Origin of the sequence: Bifidobacterium catulorum, from assembly GCF_003129925.1 — a bacterium.
GTDB lineage: Bacteria > Actinomycetota > Actinomycetes > Actinomycetales > Bifidobacteriaceae > Galliscardovia > Galliscardovia catulorum.
On record NZ_QFFN01000002.1, the window covers coordinates 118,543 to 137,854 of the forward strand.

Sequence of the window (19,312 nt, forward strand, 5' to 3'; positions counted from 1 at the left end):
TTGCGGCCATCGTAGGGGAGCGCGGCGTCGGTCCGGCGTATCTTCTACGGTTTCGTCGAAAAAAATGCTAACCGTTCGTTAGTGGACCTTTGCGGGGGTGTGTTCTCCAATTGTTGGTATGCCATCCACGAGTTATCAGCGTTTCCTGAATGCGACGGGACGTCGTATCCAGACGCTGCGTAAAAGCCGTGGACTCTCGCAGGAGCAGCTCGCCGAGAAGCTGGGCATGGACCGTGTCTCGGTCGGCTACATCGAGCAGGGGCGGCGTTCGCCCAAGCTTTCCACGGTGTTCGCCATCTCCCGTGTGCTCGACGTCCGGGTGTTCGACCTGTTCGAGGACGTCGAGGCGTCTTTGGAACGCGAGGCCGTGACCGAAGTGGGGCGTACGGCGAATCGGGGACGTGCGCTGCGCCCCCGTGCCCTTCCCGGGCGGGACATGGAGCGTGGCGACGGGGATGGTCTTTCCCTGTAGTCTTTACGTTTTTTCGGCGGGCATCGGTTTTGCAGCCCGCTCCGCGTGTCATGATTTGCGGTTTGAACGTTCAATAAATAAACTCCGTTAATCGATTGACGGCGTTACTTCATTGCTGCCGCGGATTCAGACGCGGCGGTTCCTTTGGGAGCGCCGCCGGCATCGCATCACCATCGTCGCCGTCCGCCGGCACGAAGCGCAGAAAAGAGTAACCGATGAGCAACCCCCAGACCGTTCCCGAGGACGTCCCCGCCCAGAACGCCGCGGCGGACAAGCACGGCAGCACCCCCTTCACCGTACTGCTCCCCGTCATGATGTCGTTCTTCGTGATGGGCTTCGTCGACCTGGTCGGCACCGCCTCGAACTACGTGCAGTCCGACTTCGGCCTGTCCGACTCCGTGAGCAACGTCTTCACCACCATGGTGTTCTTCTGGTTCCTGGTGCTGTCGGTGCCGGCGGGAATACTCATGAACCGCATCGGACGCCGCCACACCGTGCTGGTGAGCATCGCCGTCACCGCGCTCGGATGCCTGCTGCCGATCATCGGCTACCTCACTCCCGTCAAGGGCGTGCAGCTGGTGCTCATCGTCGTCTCCTTCTGCCTGCTGGGCATCGGCAACACGTTCATGCAGGTCTCGCTCAACCCGCTCGTCGGCAACCTCGCCCGCGACGAGAAGCTCGCCGGCATGCTCACCTTCGGCCAGTTCGTCAAGGCCATCGCCTCGTTCATCGCACCGCTGATCGCCGGCTGGGCCGCCGTCACATTCGGCAGATGGTGGCTGCTCTACCCGATCTACCTGGTCGTCGCCGTGCTCGCGTTCGCGATGCTCAACTTCGACGACATCGAAGAGAACGCGCCCGACGCCGGCCGCACCAGCATCTCCGGATGCTTCGCACTGCTGCGGAACCCGGTCATCCTGCTGTGCTTCCTCGGCATCGTCTGCCACGTGGGCGTGGACGTCGGCATCAACGCCACCGCGCCGAAGATCCTCATGGAGCGTTCCTCCCTCGGGCTTGAGGCCGCAGGTGGCGCCACCAGCGTGTACTTCGCGTTCCGCACGTTTGGCTGCCTCTCCGGATCGATGCTGCTGCAACGCTTCAGCCGCAAGGCCATGCTGCGGGTGTGCGGCGCGCTCATGGCCGCCTCGGCCCTGTGCTTCCTGCTGTTCTCCGGCATGGACGGCATGCCGGTGTGGCTGGCGTACGCCGGTCTGGCCTTCGTGGGCCTTGGCAACGCGAACGTGTTCTCCATCATGCTCACCACCGGCCTGCTGCATCTGCCGGAACGCCAGAACGAGGTCTCCGGACTCATGATGATCGGCCTCATCGGCGGGGCGATCTTCCCGCCGCTCATGGGCCTGGCCTCCGACGCCATGGGCATGCAGCTCGGCGCGATCCTGGTCATGGGCGTCGGCGTGGCGTACATCGGGGGCATGGCCCTCTTCTTCCGCGCCTACGGAGCCACGCGATAGACGATGCGATAGGTCTCCATTCTCCTCCCATGAGCGAGGAAGGGCCGTCCGCAAAGCCTCCTGTGCACAGGAGGCTTTCGCATATCAGGGAGATATCATGAGGCCATGAATATAGGGTTGTGGGTCCAGGGGACCCGGCCGCGTACGCTGCCGGCGTCGATCGCACCGGTCGTCGTCGGCGCCGCGGTCGCATGGCGGCGCATCGGCGAATTCGACATATGCCCCTTGGTCTATCCCCAACCGGAGTCATGCAGGGTGGGCCGTGCGCTGCAGACGATGCTGGAAGGCCGCTTCTGGCCAGTCGCAGTGCTCTGCGCCCTCGTCGCCCTGTTCCTCCAGATCGCCGTCAACTTCGCCAACGACTATTCCGACGGCGTTCGCGGCACCGACGACCGGAGGGGAGATGCCGAGACCACCAGCGGCAAACCACGCCGCATGGTCGCCTCCGGGCTCGTGCCGGCCCGGCACGTCCTGATCGCCGCCGGACTCGCCGCCGCGCTCGCCTGCATCGCCGGACTGGCCGCCGTGCTGGTCTCCCACGCATGGTGGCTGTTGGCCGTCGGTGCCGCTTCGCTGGTGGCCGGCTGGTGCTATACGGGGGGCAGGCATCCCTATGGCTATATCGGCCTCGGTGAGCTCGGCGTCTTCCTGTTCTTCGGGCTGGTCGCCACGCTCGGCACCGAATACGCGCTCGCCGGCACCGTCGACACCACGGGGGTCCTCGCCGCCTGCTGCGTCGGATTGAACGCCGTCATGATCCTCATGGTCAACAATCTGCGCGACATCGACGACGACCGCATCCACGGCAAACGCACGTTGGCCGTACGGCTGGGGGAGCGTGGCGCACGGGCCGCATTCGTCTGCTGCCTCGTCGTCGACTGGGCGGGGTCGGTCATGCTCATGCCGTTGCTGTGGTTCCCCGCCGGCCTGGTGCCGTGGCTGGCCGTGGCGGCGGTCCAGACGTGCATGATCCGCGCCGTGATGCGGCGGGATTTCGGAGGGGCCCTCGGTCTGGCCGGCGCACAGACGTCGGCGTTCGCGGTCTGCGTGGCCGTCGCCATGGCCATGGACGCCGTCGTATCGTAGACGTCTCGTCTCATCGCACGGCGTCGGCGCAGTCGGGCATTATGGTCCGATGCATCGGATGTTCATCTGCCGTCTCGAAAAATGACACGATTTTCCGTTGTGTCTCGTCGCAAGAATGGCATAGACTGCTAACTATGGCTTACAAACTAGTATTGCTCCGTCACGGACAGAGCGCATGGAACAAGACCAATCAGTTCACCGGCTGGGTGGACGTCCCGCTGACCGAGCAGGGCGAAGCCGAAGCCAAGCGCGGCGGCGAGCTGCTCAAGGAGAAGAACGTCCTTCCGGACATCGTCTTCACCTCCCTGCTGCGTCGCGCCATCAACACCGCCAACATCGCCCTTGACGCCGCCGACCGCCTGTGGATCCCGGTCAAGCGCAGCTGGCACCTCAACGAGCGCCACTACGGCGCCCTGCAGGGCAAGAACAAGTCCGAGATCCGTCAGGAGTACGGCGACGAGAAGTTCATGCTCTGGCGTCGTTCCTACGCCACCCCGCCGCCGGAGATCGATCCGAACGACGAGTACTCGCAGAACAACGATCCGCGCTACGCCGGCGACCCGGTGCCCGAGACCGAGGCCCTCGTCAACGTCGTGGCCCGCGTGACCCCGTACTGGGAGTCCGAGATCATCCCCGAGCTCAAGTCCGGCAAGACCGTGCTGATCGCCGCCCACGGCAACAGCCTCCGCGCCATCGTCAAGATGCTTGACGGCCTGAGCGAAGAGGAGATCGCCAAGGTGAACATCCCCACCGCCATCCCGCTGGTCTACGAGCTTGACGAGAACTTCAAGCCGATCAAGCCGCGTGGCGAGTACCTGGATCCGGAGGCCGCCGCAGCCGGCGCCGCCGCCGTCGCCAACCAGGGCAAGTGATGCACGGCCATACGGCCTAGGCATCGATTGGCAACGACCCGCTGATTCACGTCAGCGGGTCGTTTGCGTCTGTGCCTATATGCGATTTGCGCGATCTGTGTGGCCTGTACGCGTCGGTGGTCGTATATGCATGGTGGTCGTATGGAGAGCAGGAGAATACAGAAATCCCCGCCGGAGCATTGTCCGGTCGGGGATTTCTTCGGATAAGGACCGCGGTCGACTTACTTGGCCGGGGCGGCGAGGTACGGGTCGTTAGCGGAGTCGTCGGCCTTGGACTTCGGGGCCTTCGAAGGGTCGAAGCCGGAGACGATGTAGACCAGACGACGGGCGACGGAGACCGCGTGGTCGCCGAAACGCTCGTAGAAGCGGCCCAGCAGCACCACGTCGATGGTCTGCTGCGTGGTGCCGGTCCAGTTCGCGCCGTTGACGATGTCGAAGATCTGGTGGTGCAGCTCGTCGAGCTTGTCGTCGTCGATGATCAGCTGCTCGGCGGCCTTGTCATCGCGGTCGGAGAGCACGGTGATCAGCTTGGCGGAGGTGGCGTCGAGGAACGCCTGCATCTTCTCGAAGGTCTCACGGGTCTCCGGGGTCAGGGCCGACTCCGGGTAGGTGCGGCGTGCGATCTCGGCGACGTGACGGGCGAGGTCGCCCATGCGCTCGAACGTGGAGGCCAGACGCAGCGTGGAGACGACCACACGCAGATCGGTGGCAACCGGGCTCTGCTTGGCCAGCAGCTGCACGCACTGGTTGATGATGCTGGTTTCCAGGGCGTCGATCTCAAGATCGCCGTCGATGACGTTCTGAGCTGCCTCGACATCAGACTCAAGCAGTGCCTTGCCGGCACCGACGATCGCCGTATGCACTTCCTGCGCCATGCGGTCGAGGTCGTCAGCCACCTGCTTCAGCTCCTCGGTGAAAATAACGCGCATTGTTCTATTGCCTTTCCATTTGGTCTGAGTGCAACCTCTCCTATTCTAAGGTAAGAAAGGGAAGGGCCTCCGACCGACTCATAGAGTAAACCCCGAATTGTCTGAGTGTTCACTCCACTGTTCATTACATGTTCATTTATAAATAACGGGTCGCCGCGTGTTCCGAAGTGTCATCGAAATCCGTGGAATCCTCGCGGAAACCTGATCCGGTTTGTTGCGGCTTCGCAACTCGTGACACAATGGTGCCGTGACGCAAGGCAGCCCCGATGTTTTCTCAACGATAGTACTCGTCGTGTTCGGCGTGATGGTGATCATCGCGCTTATCGCGATATTCGCCAAACTCTACAACTGGGCGTACCCGTTTCTTTCACGGTACATCAACGCCGATACCATTGCCCATTGGCGCGCCATCATGGGGTACCGCAGGTCGCACGGGCGCGACGACGATGACGACGACGATGACGAGCTCGACTACGAGACGAGGCGTCTGCTCGCCGTGATCCCCTCCATATCCATCATCGTCAACGACGATGACGAGGTCATGATCGCCGGCGCCGCGGCGTATCGGCTCGGCATCGTCGACGACGAACGCATCGTCAACGACCGTGTGCTCAACGCGATCCACAGCGTGAGGGAGAGCGGCGGCAAACGGTCGTGCGAACTCGTGACCGAGACGTCGAAACGATTCGTCGACCCGATGGTCGACGTTGGCGTCGCCGATGGTGGCGATGACGGCGGTGATGCCGGCGTTTCGCGGCCGAACTGGCTGAAGGTCACGGTCGGTCAGATCAGCGACGGCAGGACGGTCGTGCTCATCAACGACGTCAGCGAGGAACGCCGGTTCGCACGGATGCGAGACGACTTCGTGTCCAACGTGACCGAACAGCTGCTCAAGCCCACGAAGGCGTTGGAGACGCTGGGCGAGGACCTTGAGCAGGACGACGTCGACATCGACCAGATCCTCACGGAGGCGGCGCAGGTCCGTCGGTATGCGGACCATCTGGGGCATCTCGTCTCCGACCTGCTGCTGCTCATCAAGGCCCAGTCCAAGGTGGTGCCGGGCGATGCGAACCGTGTGAACCTGCTCGCGCAGGTGCGCGAGGTGGCAGATCGGGTGCGTCCGGAGGCGGTGGCGCGCAACGTGCGGCTGGTCGTCAACGGAGACGACACGCTGATGGTCCATGCGGAGGCCGAACAGCTGCAGGGGGCGCTCGGCAAGCTCATGGAGAACGCCGTGGAATACTCGCGGCCGAACAGCGCGGTCGGCGTGGCCGTGTCGGCGTCGAAGGACGGCGAGCATGCGGTGGTGCGCGTGGTCGACCAGGGCTGCGGCATCAGCAGGGAGGATCAGGCCCGCATCTTCGAACGCTTCTACCGAGGCGGCAACCAGAGCGCGGCCGCCAACAAGGAAGGGGTGGGGCTGGGACTCGCCATCGTCAAGCATGTGGCGCTCACGCACCACGGTTCGGTGTCGGTGTGGAGCGCGCCGAACAAGGGCAGCACCTTCACCCTCACGCTGCCCCGGACCCGGTGACGCGGAGCCATGTACCGTTGCGACGCTACCGCTGATTGCCGAGCCGGCGGTAGTACCAGCGGTTGAAATGCTCCCACGTGAGCAGCGCCACGCCTATGATCATGCCGGAGACGCAGACGATCAGCGACTTGAACGCCCAATCGACGCCGCACAGCACCAGCACCAGACAGATCACCGAGGCGGCCAGCCACATCGCCGTGCCGATGAAGAACACCCGATGCAGGTCCACCTGAGCCGGCTTCGGGCCGGGCTTACGGGCGCCTGGATCTAGAATGGGTGCCAATTTCATAGAGAACACCTTACAACTCGGGGTATCCTTAGGTGGGTCGCCGCACCGGCGGGCCCGTCCGGGGCGCTACGACGATCGACGAACGCCGACCGACGACGTGGAAAGGAACCGTGGCCATGCTGCCGATACAGCCGCTTCCCCGACGCTATGCGTGGGGGTCGCGCTGCGGATTGCAGGCGATGTTCCCCCGTTTCGCCGACGTCCGCGGACCGTTGGCGGAGCTGTGGTTCAGCGGTCATGCGCGGTTCTCCTCGATGGTCGTGGACGACGGCCGCTCCCTGCCGCTGGCCGAGTGGATTCGACGACGTCCCGTGGCGGCGTTGGGGGAGGGGGCGTCGGCGTTGTGGGGGCCGACGCTGCCGTATCTGATGAAGGTGATCGCCGTGCATCGGCCGTTGTCGTTGCAGGTGCATCCCGTGGATTTCGAGGCGAGGGCTGGTTTCAACCGGGAGAACGCCGCCGGCGTGCCGTTGGAGGCCCCAGAGCGCTCGTTCAGGGACGCCGTCGGCAAATACGAGATGGTGGTCGCCTTGGAGCGGTTCTCCGCAGCCGTGGGATTCATGCCCGTGCGTTGTCAGGCTGCGGCGCTGCATTCGGTGGACCATCCCCTTGCGCGGCGCATGGCCGATGCCTTGGACGGGGTGCGGGGCGCCGATGCCGATGGATTCGATGTCGATGCCATGATGCCGATGGCCTCCGGGGCCTGGAACGAGGAGCGCCGCCGGGTGTTCCGCGCGTTCGCGCTGGCGGTGACGGCGGGAGTCCGCGGGCGGGGTGTCGGCGTGCCGTGGCTGCCGCTGCTGTGCCGTGCGCGCGAATCGGCGCGTCACGGGCGGGTCGCGGCGGCGTTCGACAACGCCATCACGGCGGCTAGGGCGTTTCCGGGGGACGCCTCCGTGCTGTGCCTGCTGATGATGAACGCGGTACGGCTTCGTCCGGGCGAATCATGCGTGATTCCCCCGGGGACGGCCCACGCCTATATCCATGGCGTGGCGGCCGAGATCATGACCAATTCGGACAACGTCCTGCGCGCCGGGCTGACGGTGAAGCACAAGGACGTTCCCAATGTCCTGCGTAACGTCGCCACGGCCGCCGAGGCCCCGATGGCGCCGGAGACGAGCCGCACGCCGGGGGCGGTCATGTACAGGCCGCCGTCGTTGGAGGAGTTCTCGCTGACCGTGGGCGATGCCGCCGCCGTTCCCCCGCGTCCCCGGATGGTCGTCGCACTGGGCGACGGCGTGCACGTGGAGACGGAGCACGCCGCCACGGCCGTGCTTGGCCGGGGGAGTGCCGCGTTCGTTCCCGCTGCGGACGGGGATTGTCGTATATATATGGACGACGCCGCCGGAGACGACGATGCCGGTGGAGGCGTCCTCATCGCCTCCACCGGCATCTGACGGCATCGGTACGTTATCGCACGACCTACTGCAAGTGCTCCACCACGTAGTCGATGCAGTAGGTGAGGGCCTCCACGTCGCTGGGCTTGACGGAGGGGAACACGCCGATGCGCAGCTGGTTGCGCCCCAGCTTGCGGTACCCGGACGTGTCCACGATGCCGTTCTCGCGCAGCGCGGTCACCACGGAGGACGCCTTGATGGAGTCGTCTAGGTCGATGGTCACGACCACGTTGGAGCGGAACGATTCGTCCTCGACGAACGGCTTGGCGTAATCCGATTTCTCGGCCCAGGAATACAGCGTCTTCGCCGACTTGGCGCAGCGCTTGGACGCCCACTTGAGGCCGCCGTGCTCGTTGAGCCACTTCACCTGTTCGTTCATGAGCACGAGCGTGCCGATGGCGGGCGTGTTGAGCGTCTGGTTCTTGTTGGAGTTCGCCAGCGCCTGCGTGAGGGAGAGGAACGGCGGCACCCAGCGGCGGGCGCCCTCCAGCGTGGCGCTGTTCTCCACGTCTTCGGCGCGTTTGACGGCATCGGGGGAGAGGATGGCGAACCAGAGGCCGCCGTCGGAGCCGAAGACCTTCTGCGGGGAGAAGTAGTAGGCGTCGGTCTGGGCGATGTCGACCGGGAGGCCGCCGGCGCCGCTGGTCGCGTCGATGAGGGTCAGCGCGCCCTGCTCGCGACTGCCCTCGACGCGCCGCACGGGCGCCATCACGCCGGTGGAGGTCTCGTTGTGGGCCCAGCAGTAGACGTCCACGTCGTCGGTGTACTTCGGCAGCGTGCACGATCCGAAGTCGGCCTGGTAGACCACGGGCTTCTCAAGGAACGGCGCCTTGGCGGCGCTTGCGGCGAACTTGCCGCTGAACGATCCGTAGGACGCGAACGCGCCGCGTCGCGCGATCAGCGATGCGCAGGCGACCTCCCAGAACGCGCTGGCGCCGCCGTTGCCCAATGCGATCTGCCATCCGTCCGGGATGGAGAAGTATTCGGCCAGCCCCTCGCGAATCGAGGCGACCACGTGTTTGACCGGGGTCTGACGGTGCGAGGTGCCCAGCAGGGTGGTGCCGGCCTCGGCGAGCGCGGCGACCTGTTTGCGGCGGATCTTGCTCGGCCCGCAGCCGAACCGGCCGTCTTCGGGCAGCATGGAGGAAGGAATTTTCATGGAGTCGATCATGTGTCCCCACACTAGTGAGCAGGCTGTATTTTCTCATAATATGAGAACTTGGACATTATCTGACGTGGTGGTTTTCGACGGATTCCACGGCCGTGTCGCATATACGCCGTCGTGCCGTGAGTGAAATGAAGGAATGGTGATGAATCCCCGTGTTTCTACCGTTCGGTTGGTGGACGTCGCATATGTCCACGCCGATGGCGAAGGGTCTTCCCCGGCGGAAATCATCTTCGGGGATGATGGCGGGGCGGTGGTCTTCGACTTGTGGGTGCAATGCAAGGTGGCTATCATCTTCACTTGGTAGTTCATGGCCAAGGAGTGATTCGTAATGAGACATGCGGCTCATAAGGCACGCAACGCCCAGCGTTCGACAATCGCCGCTGCGGCCGGACGTGCACGTGAGGTGCGCGCGGCGCATACCGCTGCGGTGGTGTATGCGAACACCCCGATGGCGTTGGTTCCCGAGGTGGCCAAGGCGATGAACGAGGCGGTGCCGCGCACGCGGCGTGCGCTTCGCCAGGCGGCCAAGCAGCAGGCCCACAAGAAGCAGTTCGTGACGGCGTCCGCCTTCGCGCTGCTCGCGGCCACGGCAGGTAGCTTCACCTACGCGTCCTCCGCCGATTCCACCGGTCTTCCGCTGGCGAACGGGGATGATTCCTCGGTGATCGCCAATGATTCGGTGGCTCCTGACGACGCCTCCTCCGTGGCGGCCGGCACCACTCAGGTCTCCCGTTCTGAGGCCCGCACGCCGGTGTCGGATTCCGCGCAGTGGTCGATGACCTCCAGCGTGGACGAGGTCGATGCCTCGCAGATGTCGAAGTCCACGGCGAGCAACGCCAAGGTCGCGGCGCTGATGGACCGCGATGCTGCCGATCTTCCCGCCGGATTCGATCCCAACCACGCGACCGGGGACTCCGGCAACGCCTATGCGTTCTCGCAGTGCACGTGGTGGGCATACACCCGCCGTCATCAGCTGGGTCTGCCAGTCGGATCGTATTTCGGAGACGGCGCCATGTGGGCGGATTCCGCCCGTTCCCACGGCTACTGGGTGGACAACACCCCGCGTGTGGGCGATGTCATGGTCTTCCAGCGCGGCCAGGAGGGTGCCAGCGCCCAGTACGGTCATGTGGCCATCGTCGAGAAGGTCAACTCCGACGGCAGCGTGACCACCAGCGAGTGCGGTGCCTCATACCACGGCAAGACGTTCAGCCGCACGTTCAAGAACGTGCATGACTTCCAGTACATCCACTACTGACGGTCATCCGCCACCGAGCGTGGTGTTCGCCTTTTTTTCTTTTCCCCTCCGATGGGGGTGAATTCCGTCGTGCATGGACGTCATCGGCATCTGCGGAGACGTGATCTGTGACCTCCATCACGTCGTATCTTGGAATATCCTGAGAATATCCCCGTCCGCGCACGTTTTCTCCATATTTCTCATGACATCCTGCTACAGTTGGGTCACGATGATGAAAGCACGTAAATCAATTTCCATTCTGACCGCCACATTGGCGGCCGCCACTCTTTCCACCGCATTGGTCCTTCCGGCCGCGAACGCCGCCGAAGCCAATGGTCCGGTGACGTCGTCCCGCTCGTTCAAGGGCGTCGAGACACGTTCGTCGCTCATGCTCAAGGAGGCCACGTCGGTCGAGGTCAACGCCGACGCCAACTACGGCGGCATCGAATCGCTGAACGTCCCCAAGACCGAATCCAAGGCCGAGAAGGAGGCCAAGGCCAAGGCCGCCGCCGAAGCCAAGGCCGCCAAGGAGCAGGCCGAGGCCGCGAAGAAGGCCGCCGCCTCCACCTCGCCGTTCGCCTCCGCGCAGGCGGCGTCCCGTTCCAGCGAACGCACGTCCACGTCGTCCGACAATGCGTCCACGACCCCGATGCAGCTGCCCTCCGGCTTCGTCAACCGCGCGCTGTCGGTCATCGGCGCCGGATACCAGCCCAGCGGATACAACTGGACCGGCACCGTGAGCACCTCGTCGTTCACCTGCTCCGGGCTGGTCGACTTCGCCCTCGGATACCCGTCCAACAGCAACTGGCCCGAGAAGTACTACGCCATGGTCTCCAACAAGACCAAGGACCTTTCCAAGCTCAAGTCCGGCGATCTGGTCTTCTTCCAGTATGCCGGTCGTTCCCCGGGCCACGTGGGCATCTACATCGGCAACGGCACGATGGTCGACTCCGCTCCCGACGGCGGTGTTCAGGTGCGCGCCGTGAACCCTGACTCCGCCATCTTCATGGGCGGCGGCTCGCTCTGACATCCAACCGTGCTTTCCACAGGACCCCGGCCATCGTGGCCGGGGTTTTTGCGTAGGGGGCTGCCGTCCGTTCCTCTCCGGGCATAGAGGATGTCCCTCGTCGTCTGATAAAATCCTATGCTGATGATTATGTCGCGAAAATCCCTTGCCTGTTTTTCCGCCGTCGTCGCGACGGCGATGCTCTCCGCGGCGGCCGTGGTGCCGTCCGTCGCGGCGGACGAGGCCGAACATCCCGTCACGTCGTCCCGCTCGTTCACGGGCCGGCAGTCCCGCAACGCCGACCTGCTTCAGGAGGCGACGTCCATCGACGTCAAATCGGACGCCGACTACGGCGGGATCGAATCGCTGAACGTGCCGAAGACCGAATCCAAGGCCGAGAAGGAGGCCCGTGTGAGGGCCGAGGCCGAGAAGAAGGCCGAACAGGAGGCCGAGAAGGCCGTAGCCGAAGCCGTGTCGCGTGCCGCGGAACGTTCGACGGCATCCACGGAATCCTCCGCCGACGCATCCGCCGCGGTCTCCACGCCGGCCAGCGCCGACGCGAGCGCGCTGCTGAGCTATGCGTCCACGTTCATGGGGCCGCACCCGTATGTGGTGGGCGGCGTCGACCCGAACACCGGCTGGGACTGCTCCGGGTTCGTGCAGGTCGTCTTCGCGAAGGCCGGCATCGCCGTGCCGCACTCCTCCCATCAGCTCACGACGTTCGGCACCACGGTCTCCGAGGCGGAGGCCCGTCCCGGCGACATCGTGGCGCGCCCCGGCCACGCCGCCATCTACATGGGCAATGGCAAGATCATCCACATGACGTTCACCGAGGTCACCATCTCCGACCTCACGCCCGGATGGATGGGCGGCGGCGGATACACCTTCCACCGTGTGATGTGACGGTTCCGGCCGCCTCCTGCGATGGCGAACGACCATCGTAGGAGGCGGTGTTGTATTTGTGGCGTCGCGTTCGCGGCGTTATGCGTTTCGCGAATGTTGCTTCGGCGTTTTTCGGTTTTCCCCGCTATCCTAAGGAGATAGGAGCCATGCATGGGCGCATGGGCTCACCAACCTAACCGGGGAGGTACATCATGACTGTCAACGAAAAGGCCATTCTTGTTGGTGTGGACGGTTCGGATGCCAGCTACAAGGCCACGTGGTGGGCGGCCAACTACGCCAAGCACGCGGGCCTGACCCTGCAGATCGTCTGCGCGTATTCGCTGCCGAGCTATGCCGCGGTGTCGTTCGACGCCACCTACACGGCGATGGGCGACGACAACGTGGCGCACACCGACGCCCAGGAGATCCTTTCGAAGGCCAAGGCCATCGCCGACGAGCAGGGCGTGGAGGCGGCGACGCTGATCGTGACCGGGGATCCGAGCTCGGTGTTCGTGGAACTCTCCCGCAACTACAATCTCATCGTCATCGGCAACCGCGGCAAGGGCGGACTGGCCGAACGCCTGCTCGGCACCACCAGCTCCTCGCTGCCGGCCTATGCCTACTGCCCGATCGTGGTCGTGCCCTACACCGACGACGACGGCAACCTGATGCACCTCAACAACACCATCACCAAGGTGGTCGTCGGCTCCGACGAATCCAAGTGGGGCCTCAAGGCGCTGGACATCGCCGCCGACTTCGCACACCAGTGGGGCGCCCAGCTCACCGTCATGTCGGCTGTGCCGAGCTTCGGCGGCATGGGCATGTTCGCCTCCGGGGGCGCGGGCGGCGCCGAGGCGAACAGCATCATGGAATCGTATCTGGAGGACCTCGACGTGCGCATCGCGCCGATCCAGGAGAAATACCCGGATCTGGTCATCGCCAAGTCCGTGGTGCCCGGCTCCGCCGTCACGGCGCTGACCGAGGCCAGCCACAGCAGCGACGTCGTGGTCGTCGGCTCCCGCGGCCGCGGAGGCTTCACCGGGCTGATTCTCGGCTCCACCAGTCAGGGTCTGCTCCAGCACTCCGTGAGCCCCGTGTACGTGGTGCCGCGCAAGTACGTGGAGGCCGCGGAATCCCGTCTCGACACCGTGCCCGCGTCCCCGGCCGAAGTGCCCACCAAGCCGATCGACGACATCGAGGGCGTGCAGAAGGTGTCCGTGCCCACGGCCGACGACGCAACCGTGCACGACATCGAAGCCGCCATCGACCCCGAGCACAAGGAATAATAAGGTCATATGACAGCAGCCCCCTCTGACGAGGGGGCTGCTTCGCCGTGTCACCTCCCTCTCCAGAGGGAGGTTTTTACGTGCATATGGAGCCGGAGCCCTACTCCTTGATGTCGATGGCGAGGCTGACCGGGGTCTCGCGCTCATAGGTGTGCTGCACGGTGCAGCCCTTCTCGATATGGCGGCGCACACGCTCCTTGAGGTCATCGACCTGCGCCTTGCGCAGACCGGCCCCGGAGGCGTCGATCTCCACCTGCTCGCTGAAATCGCTGTAGGCGTTGTGCTTCGCGTCGGCGGTGCCGTCCACCGTGATCGTCGCGCCGGCGCCCTCGCCCAACGCCCTCTCCACGGCGAACTGGCTGCTCAGCGCGGCGCATCCGGCCAACGCCACCTTCATCAGGTCGCCGGGGGTGAACAGGCCCTTGCCCTTGCCGAACTTGATATGGGCGCCATCCTCCGAACGGGCGTCCCAGGAACCGTCCTTGTTCCGCTCGACCCAAATACGCTTGCCCATGGTTTTCCTCCTTGTGATGGACATCATTGCCGATACCAATGTAACCCGTCCGCGGCGCAGACGCATGTAAGCGGTTGGAGGAATCGCCGGCCGGACGGGGCCCGGGGCGCAGCCGTCTGCCGCTAGACTGGGGGTCATGGCTTTGACTCAAGAACAGCTCGACGACATCCGTTCACGCATCCCCGCCCGCCCCGACACCGACATCCCCATGCCGTACGAGGACCTGGTGCGCATGATCCTCGCCGAAGGCACCCTCAAATCCGACCGCACCGGCACCGGCACCATCTCGCTGTTCGGCCGGCAGATGCGCTTCGACCTCGCCGAATCGTTCCCGCTGCTCACCACCAAGACCGTGTACTTCAAAGGTGTGGCCTACGAGCTGCTCTGGTTCCTCAAAGGGTCGAGCAACATCCGCTGGCTTCAGGAGCACAACGTGCACATCTGGGACGAATGGGCCGACGCCGACGGCAACCTCGGCCCCGTCTACGGCGTGCAGTGGCGCAGCTGGCCCGCCCCCACTCCCGACGACCCCGGCCGCACCATCGACCAGATCGCCAACGTCATGGACCTCATCCGGAACCATCCCGATTCCCGGCGCATGATCGTCACCGCGTGGAACCCGGCCGAGGTGGAGAACATGGCCCTGCCGCCATGCCACGCGATGTTCCAGTTCTACGTGGCCGACGGCCGCCTGAGCTGCCAGCTCTACCAGCGCAGCTGCGACATGTTCCTCGGTGTGCCGTTCAACATCGCCTCGTATTCGCTGCTCACGCTCATGATGGCGCAGCAGGCGGGCCTCGAACCGGGCGAGTTCGTCTGGACCGGCGGCGACTGCCACGTGTACGACAACCACATCGACCAGGTGCTCGAACAGCTCTCGCGCGAGCCGTATCCGTATCCGAGAATCGAGATCCGCAAGGCCGAATCCCTGTTCGATTACGATTACGACGACTTCTCCATCGTCGACTATCGCCACCATCCGGCGATCAAGGCGCCGGTCGCCGTATGAGACGACGTCGGCCGGGCTCCGTCCGGCCGAATCGTTAGCATCGTTGGGTATATGTATGCATGACCGTATGATCATCGAAGGAGTTTTTAGACAATGGAGCATGACAGTAGTCGCAGCGGCTATCATGAACCCGAGCCCGGGTCCGCCGGGCGTTATGAAGAGGAGCTCGCCAACGAGGATCTGCACGACGACGGATTACGTCCGATTCGCGTGAACCTCATCTGGGCGCAGGCCCGCAGCAAGGACGGTCGCGAAGGCGCGATCGGCTTCGAGGGCGCGATGCCGTGGCATCTCGCCGAAGATCTCAGGCATTTCAAAAATCTGACGATCTCCCATCCGGTCATCATGGGCCGGAGGACATGGGAGTCACTGGGGGAGCGGTTCCGCCCGCTGCCGAACCGGGACAACATCGTCATCTCCCACGACGACCATTACCGTGCCGTGGGCGCCACGGTAATGGACAATCTCGACGCGGCGCTCGACCTCGCGCGCCAGGAATCCATCCCCGACGACGGCATCGAACGCAACGAACTGTGGGTGATCGGCGGCGCACAGGTGTTCCGTGATGCGTTGCCGTTCGCGTCGAAGATCTTCGTCACCGAGATCGACGCCGCCTTCGACGCCGACACGTTCGCCCCGCCCATCAGGGAACTGGCCAAGGCAGGCCTGTGGCGCGTGACCGGCGAGACCGGCTGGATGAAGCCGGCCGATGCCAAGGACATCAAACGGTACCGTTTCGTCAACTACGAAAGGAAGTCATGAGCGAAACCGCGCACAAATACACGGTGATGACCGTCTGCACCGGTAACATCTGCCGTTCCCCGATGGCGGAGATCATCCTCCGCCATGTCATCGGGGAGCGTGGGCTCGACGACCGCGTGCGCGTGATGTCGAGCGGCGTGAGCGACGAGGAGCACGGCAACCCAATCGACCGGCGCGCGCAGAAGGTGCTGCGCGAACGCGGATACGCCGTGGACCCTAACCACTTCGCCCACCGGATCACGCGCGGGGAGATCGAGGAATCCGACCTGTTCCTGCCGATGACCGCCGACCATATGCGTGCGCTGCTGCGGCAGCTGCCGGCCGGCAAACGCGCCGAAGTGCATATGTACCGCAGCTTCGATCCGAATCTGCCGGCCCCGAAGCCGGGACGCGAGGACGCGATCGATCTCGTGGACCCGTGGTTCGGCGGTCCGCGGGAGTTCGACGTGGCCATCGACCAGATCGAGGAGGTCGCGCCCTACATCGTGGATTGGATCGAGCGTCAGCTCTGATTTCGGCCCCGGAATCGTGACCCGGGACGTTGTGACGTCTATGACGTCTTCTTCGGCGTCTGTTTCGACGTCTGCTTTCGCTTCCCGCTTTTTCGCCGCCTGCGTATCATGACGGAGGCGGCGAATGGGGGCGGTCGCGGGCTATACGGACGGGCTAGATATATGGACGGGCTATATGGAAAATCCCCGGTCGGGTCCTGCCCGCCGGGGATCGGTGGTGGCTCCGAACGGCGTCGATCCGTTGACCTAGCGATTTTCAGTCGCTCGCTCTACCAACTGAGCTACAGAGCCATGAATACGAGAAGACCCGGAACACCGGGTCTGCGCATCCAAGCGACTCCGACCGGACTTGAACCGGCGACCTCCGCCGTGACAGGGCGGCGCTCTAACCAACTGAGCTACGGAGCCATATGTCGTCTGCTGTGCAGGCAACGAATGTATATATTACACAGGTCTGGAAGTGGCGCAACCTACGGCGTGTCGCAATTTGTGGGATGGGTCGATTTCATTGGAATTCCCAAGGTTTTTCGGTTGATTTGGTCGTATGGGTAGTTTGCGTCGTCGTCGGTGTTGCCGAACCGCGAATATGCGTTATACTGAAGATGTTAAAAAAAGTAACAAAAACGAGCAAAAATTAACATCCCGGTGATTGGCCGATTCGATGACCGACTCGACCGACGCCGATGTCGCTTCGCTCATTGTATTAGGAAGGAACGTCATGACTGTTCTGGTTACCGGAGGATGCGGCTATATCGGCGCGCATGTGGTCCACGCCCTGCACCAGGCCGGCGAAAAGGTCGTCGTCGTCGACGATCTGAGCTACGGCAAGCCCACCCGCATCGAAGGCGCCCGCCTCTACGGCATGGACATCTCCGCCCCGGGCGCCGGCGAGCGCCTCGCCGAGATCCTCGACGCCGAGGACGTCGACGCCGTCATCCACTTCGCGGCACGCAAGCAGGTCGGCGAATCCGTCGAGAAGCCGCTGTGGTACTACCAGCAGAACATCGGCGGAATGCTCAACGTCCTGACGGGCATGAGCGAATCCAAGAAGACCAGGAAGCTCGTCTTCTCCTCCTCCGCAGCCACCTACGGCGTGCCGCCGGTCGATGTGGTGCCCGAGGACGTCGTCCCGATGCTGCCGATCAACCCCTACGGCCAGACCAAGCTGTTCGGCGAATGGATGGCCCGCGCCTGCGAGGGCCGCTACGGCATCCGCTTCTGCGCGCTGCGCTACTTCAACGTCGCCGGCTGTGGCCCGGTCGAGCTTGAGGACCCGGCCATCCTCAACCTCATCCCGATGCTGCTCGACCGTCTGAAGAAGGGCAAGGCCCCGCTGATCTTCGGCGACGACTACCCGACTCCGGACGGTACCTGCGTGCGCGACTACATCCACGTCTCCGACCTGGCCGACGCGCATCTCGCCGCCCTGAAGTACCTCGACCGCGACGAGCGCAAGTACGACGCGTTCAACGTCGGCACCGGCGAGGGCACCTCCGTGCGTCAGATCGTCGACGAGCTCAAGAAGGTCAGCGGCCTGCCGTTCGAGGAGCATGTCCAGGGCCGTCGCGCCGGCGACCCGCCGCACCTCATCGGCTCCCCGAAGCGCATCAACGAGGAGATGGGCTGGCATGCCAAGTACAATGTGGAGGACATCGTCGAATCCGCGTGGAGGGCATGGCAGGCCAATCCGGAGCACCACATCGACGTCGAGAACTGGAAGCAGGCCGACTGATAGGGCCAGACCATAGTCCGTGTCGTTAACGGGCCGTCCGAACATCCTCGGACGGCCCGTATTCGTATGCCTTCGGTATCGTATAGTCCAGTCGAACACGAACGCATGAACACGGGAGCATGTATGGACACGAAGGCATGTATGGACGCGAAGGCACGAATGGACACGGAGGCACGGATGGGCGAAGGCGCGGTGGAGAAAAACGCACACGCCATCGAAGGCGCCGTCGTCGACAATGACAATGTCGTCGTCAATGGCAACGTCGTCGACAATGACGATGCCGTGCCGGACGAATACCGTCCGGTGGATGGCGCGATGCCGGGGACGGCCGGCCCGGGGCGCCGCCGCGAACTCATGTCGTTCGTACGCCGTTCATCCCGTCTCGACAAGCGGCTCCAGAAGGCGTGGGACGCCTATGCGTCGGAATACCTGCTCGAACTGCCTGAATACGAGCATCGCGAACTGTCCATCGCGCCCGACTTCCGGTTCGACGCCGAATTCGTGAAGGCGACGTGGGGCGACGACCATCCGCTGATCGTGGAGATCGGCACCGGTCAGGGCGAGAACATCGTCGCCGCCGCGCAGGCGGACCCCGGGACGAACTTCCTGGCTCTTGAGGTATACAAGCCCGGCGTGGCGCACGCCCTGCTCAAGGCCGGCAAATACGGGCTCCGCAATCTGCGCGTGTGCGAGGTCAACGCGCCCGACCTCATGAAGGCGGCGTCCGACGGACTGTTCGCCCAGGTGTGGACGTTCTTCCCCGACCCGTGGCCCAAGACCAAGCACCACAAGCGTCGCATCGTGCAGCCGGCGCTCGCCGCCGAGGTGCATCGCGCCCTGCAAAAGGGCGGCGTGTGGCGCATCGCCACCGACATCGAGGACTACGCCCTGCATGTGCACGAGGTGATGGACGGCCGTGACGATTTCGAGAACACTGGCGATGTGACGGTGAGTCTGCCGACCGAGCATGTGAGCAAAGGCACGGCCGACATGGCCGCACGGCTGCCGCACGCCGATTTCACGGAATCGGGGCGATTCGACGGACGGGTGCTCACCAACTTCGAGAAGAAGGGCATCGAAGCCGGCCGCGTGATCCATGATTTCACCTACCGCGCCGTGTGACCGGTCCCGTTTGTCGCGGGGTGCGACGGACGGG

Annotated in this window: 19 protein-coding genes and 2 tRNA genes; 15 read left to right on the forward strand and 6 right to left on the reverse strand. The window is 64.2% G+C overall.

Features of this window, described 5'->3' with window-relative positions; translation table 11 throughout:
- Positions 1-118 precede the first annotated feature (118 nt).
- The 4 genes from DF200_RS01650 (at position 119) to DF200_RS01665 (ending at position 3,902) form a co-directional block, all read left to right on the forward strand.
- Complete coding sequence (locus DF200_RS01650) at positions 119-472, forward strand: helix-turn-helix transcriptional regulator (RefSeq protein ID WP_109136556.1); 354 nt, start codon at positions 119-121, stop codon at positions 470-472.
- A gap of 311 nt (positions 473-783) precedes the next feature.
- Positions 784-1,944 (forward strand): MFS transporter, encoded by a 1,161-nt coding sequence (locus tag DF200_RS01655; RefSeq protein ID WP_439098303.1) that lies wholly within the window; start codon positions 784-786, stop codon positions 1,942-1,944.
- 105 nt (positions 1,945-2,049) lie between these two features.
- Entirely contained in the window at positions 2,050-3,030 is a 981-nt protein-coding gene (gene menA, locus DF200_RS01660) for a 1,4-dihydroxy-2-naphthoate octaprenyltransferase (RefSeq protein WP_109136558.1), read from the forward strand.
- Positions 3,031-3,164: 134 nt separating this feature from the next.
- On the forward strand, positions 3,165-3,902 hold the full coding sequence (locus DF200_RS01665; RefSeq protein WP_109136559.1) for a phosphoglyceromutase: 738 nt from the start codon (positions 3,165-3,167) through the stop codon (positions 3,900-3,902).
- A gap of 221 nt (positions 3,903-4,123) precedes the next feature.
- On the opposite strand, the gene phoU is transcribed toward DF200_RS01665, so the two are convergent.
- A complete protein-coding gene (gene phoU / locus DF200_RS01670) occupies positions 4,124-4,831 on the reverse strand; it encodes a phosphate signaling complex protein PhoU (RefSeq protein WP_109136560.1) in 708 nt (235 codons plus the stop codon).
- 247 nt (positions 4,832-5,078) lie between these two features.
- Between phoU and DF200_RS01675 the strand changes: the two genes are divergently transcribed.
- Positions 5,079-6,365, forward strand: a complete 1,287-nt coding sequence (locus tag DF200_RS01675; RefSeq protein ID WP_241520081.1) for a sensor histidine kinase — start codon at positions 5,079-5,081, stop codon at positions 6,363-6,365.
- 25 nt (positions 6,366-6,390) lie between these two features.
- Here DF200_RS01675 and DF200_RS01680 read toward each other — a convergent pair whose 3' ends face one another.
- Positions 6,391-6,654 (reverse strand): DUF2530 domain-containing protein, encoded by a 264-nt coding sequence (locus tag DF200_RS01680; RefSeq protein WP_109136561.1) that lies wholly within the window; start codon positions 6,652-6,654, stop codon positions 6,391-6,393.
- A gap of 116 nt (positions 6,655-6,770) precedes the next feature.
- Between DF200_RS01680 and DF200_RS01685 the strand changes: the two genes are divergently transcribed.
- Positions 6,771-8,051: a type I phosphomannose isomerase catalytic subunit gene (locus DF200_RS01685; RefSeq protein WP_109136562.1), complete on the forward strand. Its 1,281-nt coding sequence runs from the start codon at positions 6,771-6,773 to the stop codon at positions 8,049-8,051.
- A 25-nt stretch (positions 8,052-8,076) separates the two neighbouring features.
- Here DF200_RS01685 and serC read toward each other — a convergent pair whose 3' ends face one another.
- Positions 8,077-9,222 (reverse strand): phosphoserine transaminase, encoded by a 1,146-nt coding sequence (serC, locus tag DF200_RS01690; RefSeq protein ID WP_109136563.1) that lies wholly within the window; start codon positions 9,220-9,222, stop codon positions 8,077-8,079.
- 325 nt (positions 9,223-9,547) lie between these two features.
- Here serC and DF200_RS01695 point away from each other — a divergent pair, with 325 nt between their 5' ends.
- The 4 genes from DF200_RS01695 (at position 9,548) to DF200_RS01710 (ending at position 13,627) form a co-directional block, all read left to right on the forward strand.
- Positions 9,548-10,474: a CHAP domain-containing protein gene (locus tag DF200_RS01695; RefSeq protein WP_109136564.1), complete on the forward strand. Its 927-nt coding sequence runs from the start codon at positions 9,548-9,550 to the stop codon at positions 10,472-10,474.
- Between the two features lie 208 nt (positions 10,475-10,682).
- Positions 10,683-11,480, forward strand: a complete 798-nt coding sequence (locus DF200_RS01700; RefSeq protein WP_146191983.1) for an NlpC/P60 family protein — start codon at positions 10,683-10,685, stop codon at positions 11,478-11,480.
- 129 nt (positions 11,481-11,609) lie between these two features.
- Positions 11,610-12,362, forward strand: coding sequence for a C40 family peptidase (locus DF200_RS01705; protein ID WP_158275741.1), 753 nt, complete (start codon positions 11,610-11,612; stop codon positions 12,360-12,362).
- Between the two features lie 191 nt (positions 12,363-12,553).
- Positions 12,554-13,627, forward strand: coding sequence for a universal stress protein (locus tag DF200_RS01710; protein ID WP_109136567.1), 1,074 nt, complete (start codon positions 12,554-12,556; stop codon positions 13,625-13,627).
- A gap of 100 nt (positions 13,628-13,727) precedes the next feature.
- Here DF200_RS01710 and DF200_RS01715 read toward each other — a convergent pair whose 3' ends face one another.
- Positions 13,728-14,141 (reverse strand): OsmC family protein, encoded by a 414-nt coding sequence (locus tag DF200_RS01715; RefSeq protein ID WP_109136568.1) that lies wholly within the window; start codon positions 14,139-14,141, stop codon positions 13,728-13,730.
- Between the two features lie 136 nt (positions 14,142-14,277).
- Here DF200_RS01715 and DF200_RS01720 point away from each other — a divergent pair, with 136 nt between their 5' ends.
- The 3 genes from DF200_RS01720 to DF200_RS01730 all read left to right on the forward strand — a co-directional run bounded on the left by DF200_RS01720 (position 14,278) and on the right by DF200_RS01730 (position 16,424).
- Positions 14,278-15,150, forward strand: coding sequence for a thymidylate synthase (locus DF200_RS01720; RefSeq protein ID WP_109136569.1), 873 nt, complete (start codon positions 14,278-14,280; stop codon positions 15,148-15,150).
- A gap of 93 nt (positions 15,151-15,243) precedes the next feature.
- Positions 15,244-15,912 (forward strand): dihydrofolate reductase, encoded by a 669-nt coding sequence (locus DF200_RS01725; protein WP_109136570.1) that lies wholly within the window; start codon positions 15,244-15,246, stop codon positions 15,910-15,912.
- Positions 15,909-16,424 (forward strand): low molecular weight protein-tyrosine-phosphatase, encoded by a 516-nt coding sequence (locus DF200_RS01730; protein WP_109136571.1) that lies wholly within the window; start codon positions 15,909-15,911, stop codon positions 16,422-16,424. The genes DF200_RS01725 and DF200_RS01730 overlap by 4 nt, the downstream gene beginning before the upstream one ends.
- Before the next feature lie 215 nt (positions 16,425-16,639).
- Here DF200_RS01730 and DF200_RS01735 read toward each other — a convergent pair.
- Positions 16,640-16,715 (reverse strand) — tRNA-Phe (locus DF200_RS01735).
- A 43-nt stretch (positions 16,716-16,758) separates the two neighbouring features.
- Positions 16,759-16,832: transfer RNA gene (locus tag DF200_RS01740), tRNA-Asp, on the reverse strand.
- 310 nt (positions 16,833-17,142) lie between these two features.
- Here DF200_RS01740 and galE point away from each other — a divergent pair.
- Together galE and trmB are read left to right on the forward strand one after the other, a co-directional pair.
- Positions 17,143-18,156 carry a UDP-glucose 4-epimerase GalE gene (gene galE, locus DF200_RS01745; protein WP_109136572.1) on the forward strand — a complete coding sequence of 338 codons (1,014 nt, stop codon included), beginning with the start codon at positions 17,143-17,145 and terminating at the stop codon, positions 18,154-18,156.
- 315 nt (positions 18,157-18,471) lie between these two features.
- Positions 18,472-19,278 carry a tRNA (guanosine(46)-N7)-methyltransferase TrmB gene (gene trmB, locus DF200_RS01750; RefSeq protein WP_109136610.1) on the forward strand — a complete coding sequence of 269 codons (807 nt, stop codon included), beginning with the start codon at positions 18,472-18,474 and terminating at the stop codon, positions 19,276-19,278.
- Positions 19,279-19,312 lie beyond the last annotated feature (34 nt).

Coding starts and splice junctions, on each gene's coding strand:
- DF200_RS01650 (WP_109136556.1), top strand. CDS start 119: ATGCCATCCACGAGTTATCAGCGTTTCCTGAATGCGACGGGACGTCGT.
- DF200_RS01655 (WP_439098303.1), top strand. CDS start 784: ATGATGTCGTTCTTCGTGATGGGCTTCGTCGACCTGGTCGGCACCGCC.
- menA (WP_109136558.1), top strand. CDS start 2,050: ATGAATATAGGGTTGTGGGTCCAGGGGACCCGGCCGCGTACGCTGCCG.
- DF200_RS01665 (WP_109136559.1), top strand. CDS start 3,165: ATGGCTTACAAACTAGTATTGCTCCGTCACGGACAGAGCGCATGGAAC.
- phoU (WP_109136560.1), bottom strand. CDS start 4,831: ATGCGCGTTATTTTCACCGAGGAGCTGAAGCAGGTGGCTGACGACCTC.
- DF200_RS01680 (WP_109136561.1), bottom strand. CDS start 6,654: ATGAAATTGGCACCCATTCTAGATCCAGGCGCCCGTAAGCCCGGCCCG.
- DF200_RS01685 (WP_109136562.1), top strand. CDS start 6,771: ATGCTGCCGATACAGCCGCTTCCCCGACGCTATGCGTGGGGGTCGCGC.
- serC (WP_109136563.1), bottom strand. CDS start 9,222: ATGATCGACTCCATGAAAATTCCTTCCTCCATGCTGCCCGAAGACGGC.
- DF200_RS01695 (WP_109136564.1), top strand. CDS start 9,548: ATGAGACATGCGGCTCATAAGGCACGCAACGCCCAGCGTTCGACAATC.
- DF200_RS01700 (WP_146191983.1), top strand. CDS start 10,683: ATGATGAAAGCACGTAAATCAATTTCCATTCTGACCGCCACATTGGCG.
- DF200_RS01705 (WP_158275741.1), top strand. CDS start 11,610: ATGTCGCGAAAATCCCTTGCCTGTTTTTCCGCCGTCGTCGCGACGGCG.
- DF200_RS01710 (WP_109136567.1), top strand. CDS start 12,554: ATGACTGTCAACGAAAAGGCCATTCTTGTTGGTGTGGACGGTTCGGAT.
- DF200_RS01715 (WP_109136568.1), bottom strand. CDS start 14,141: ATGGGCAAGCGTATTTGGGTCGAGCGGAACAAGGACGGTTCCTGGGAC.
- DF200_RS01720 (WP_109136569.1), top strand. CDS start 14,278: ATGGCTTTGACTCAAGAACAGCTCGACGACATCCGTTCACGCATCCCC.
- DF200_RS01725 (WP_109136570.1), top strand. CDS start 15,244: ATGGAGCATGACAGTAGTCGCAGCGGCTATCATGAACCCGAGCCCGGG.
- DF200_RS01730 (WP_109136571.1), top strand. CDS start 15,909: ATGAGCGAAACCGCGCACAAATACACGGTGATGACCGTCTGCACCGGT.
- galE (WP_109136572.1), top strand. CDS start 17,143: ATGACTGTTCTGGTTACCGGAGGATGCGGCTATATCGGCGCGCATGTG.
- trmB (WP_109136610.1), top strand. CDS start 18,472: ATGCCGGGGACGGCCGGCCCGGGGCGCCGCCGCGAACTCATGTCGTTC.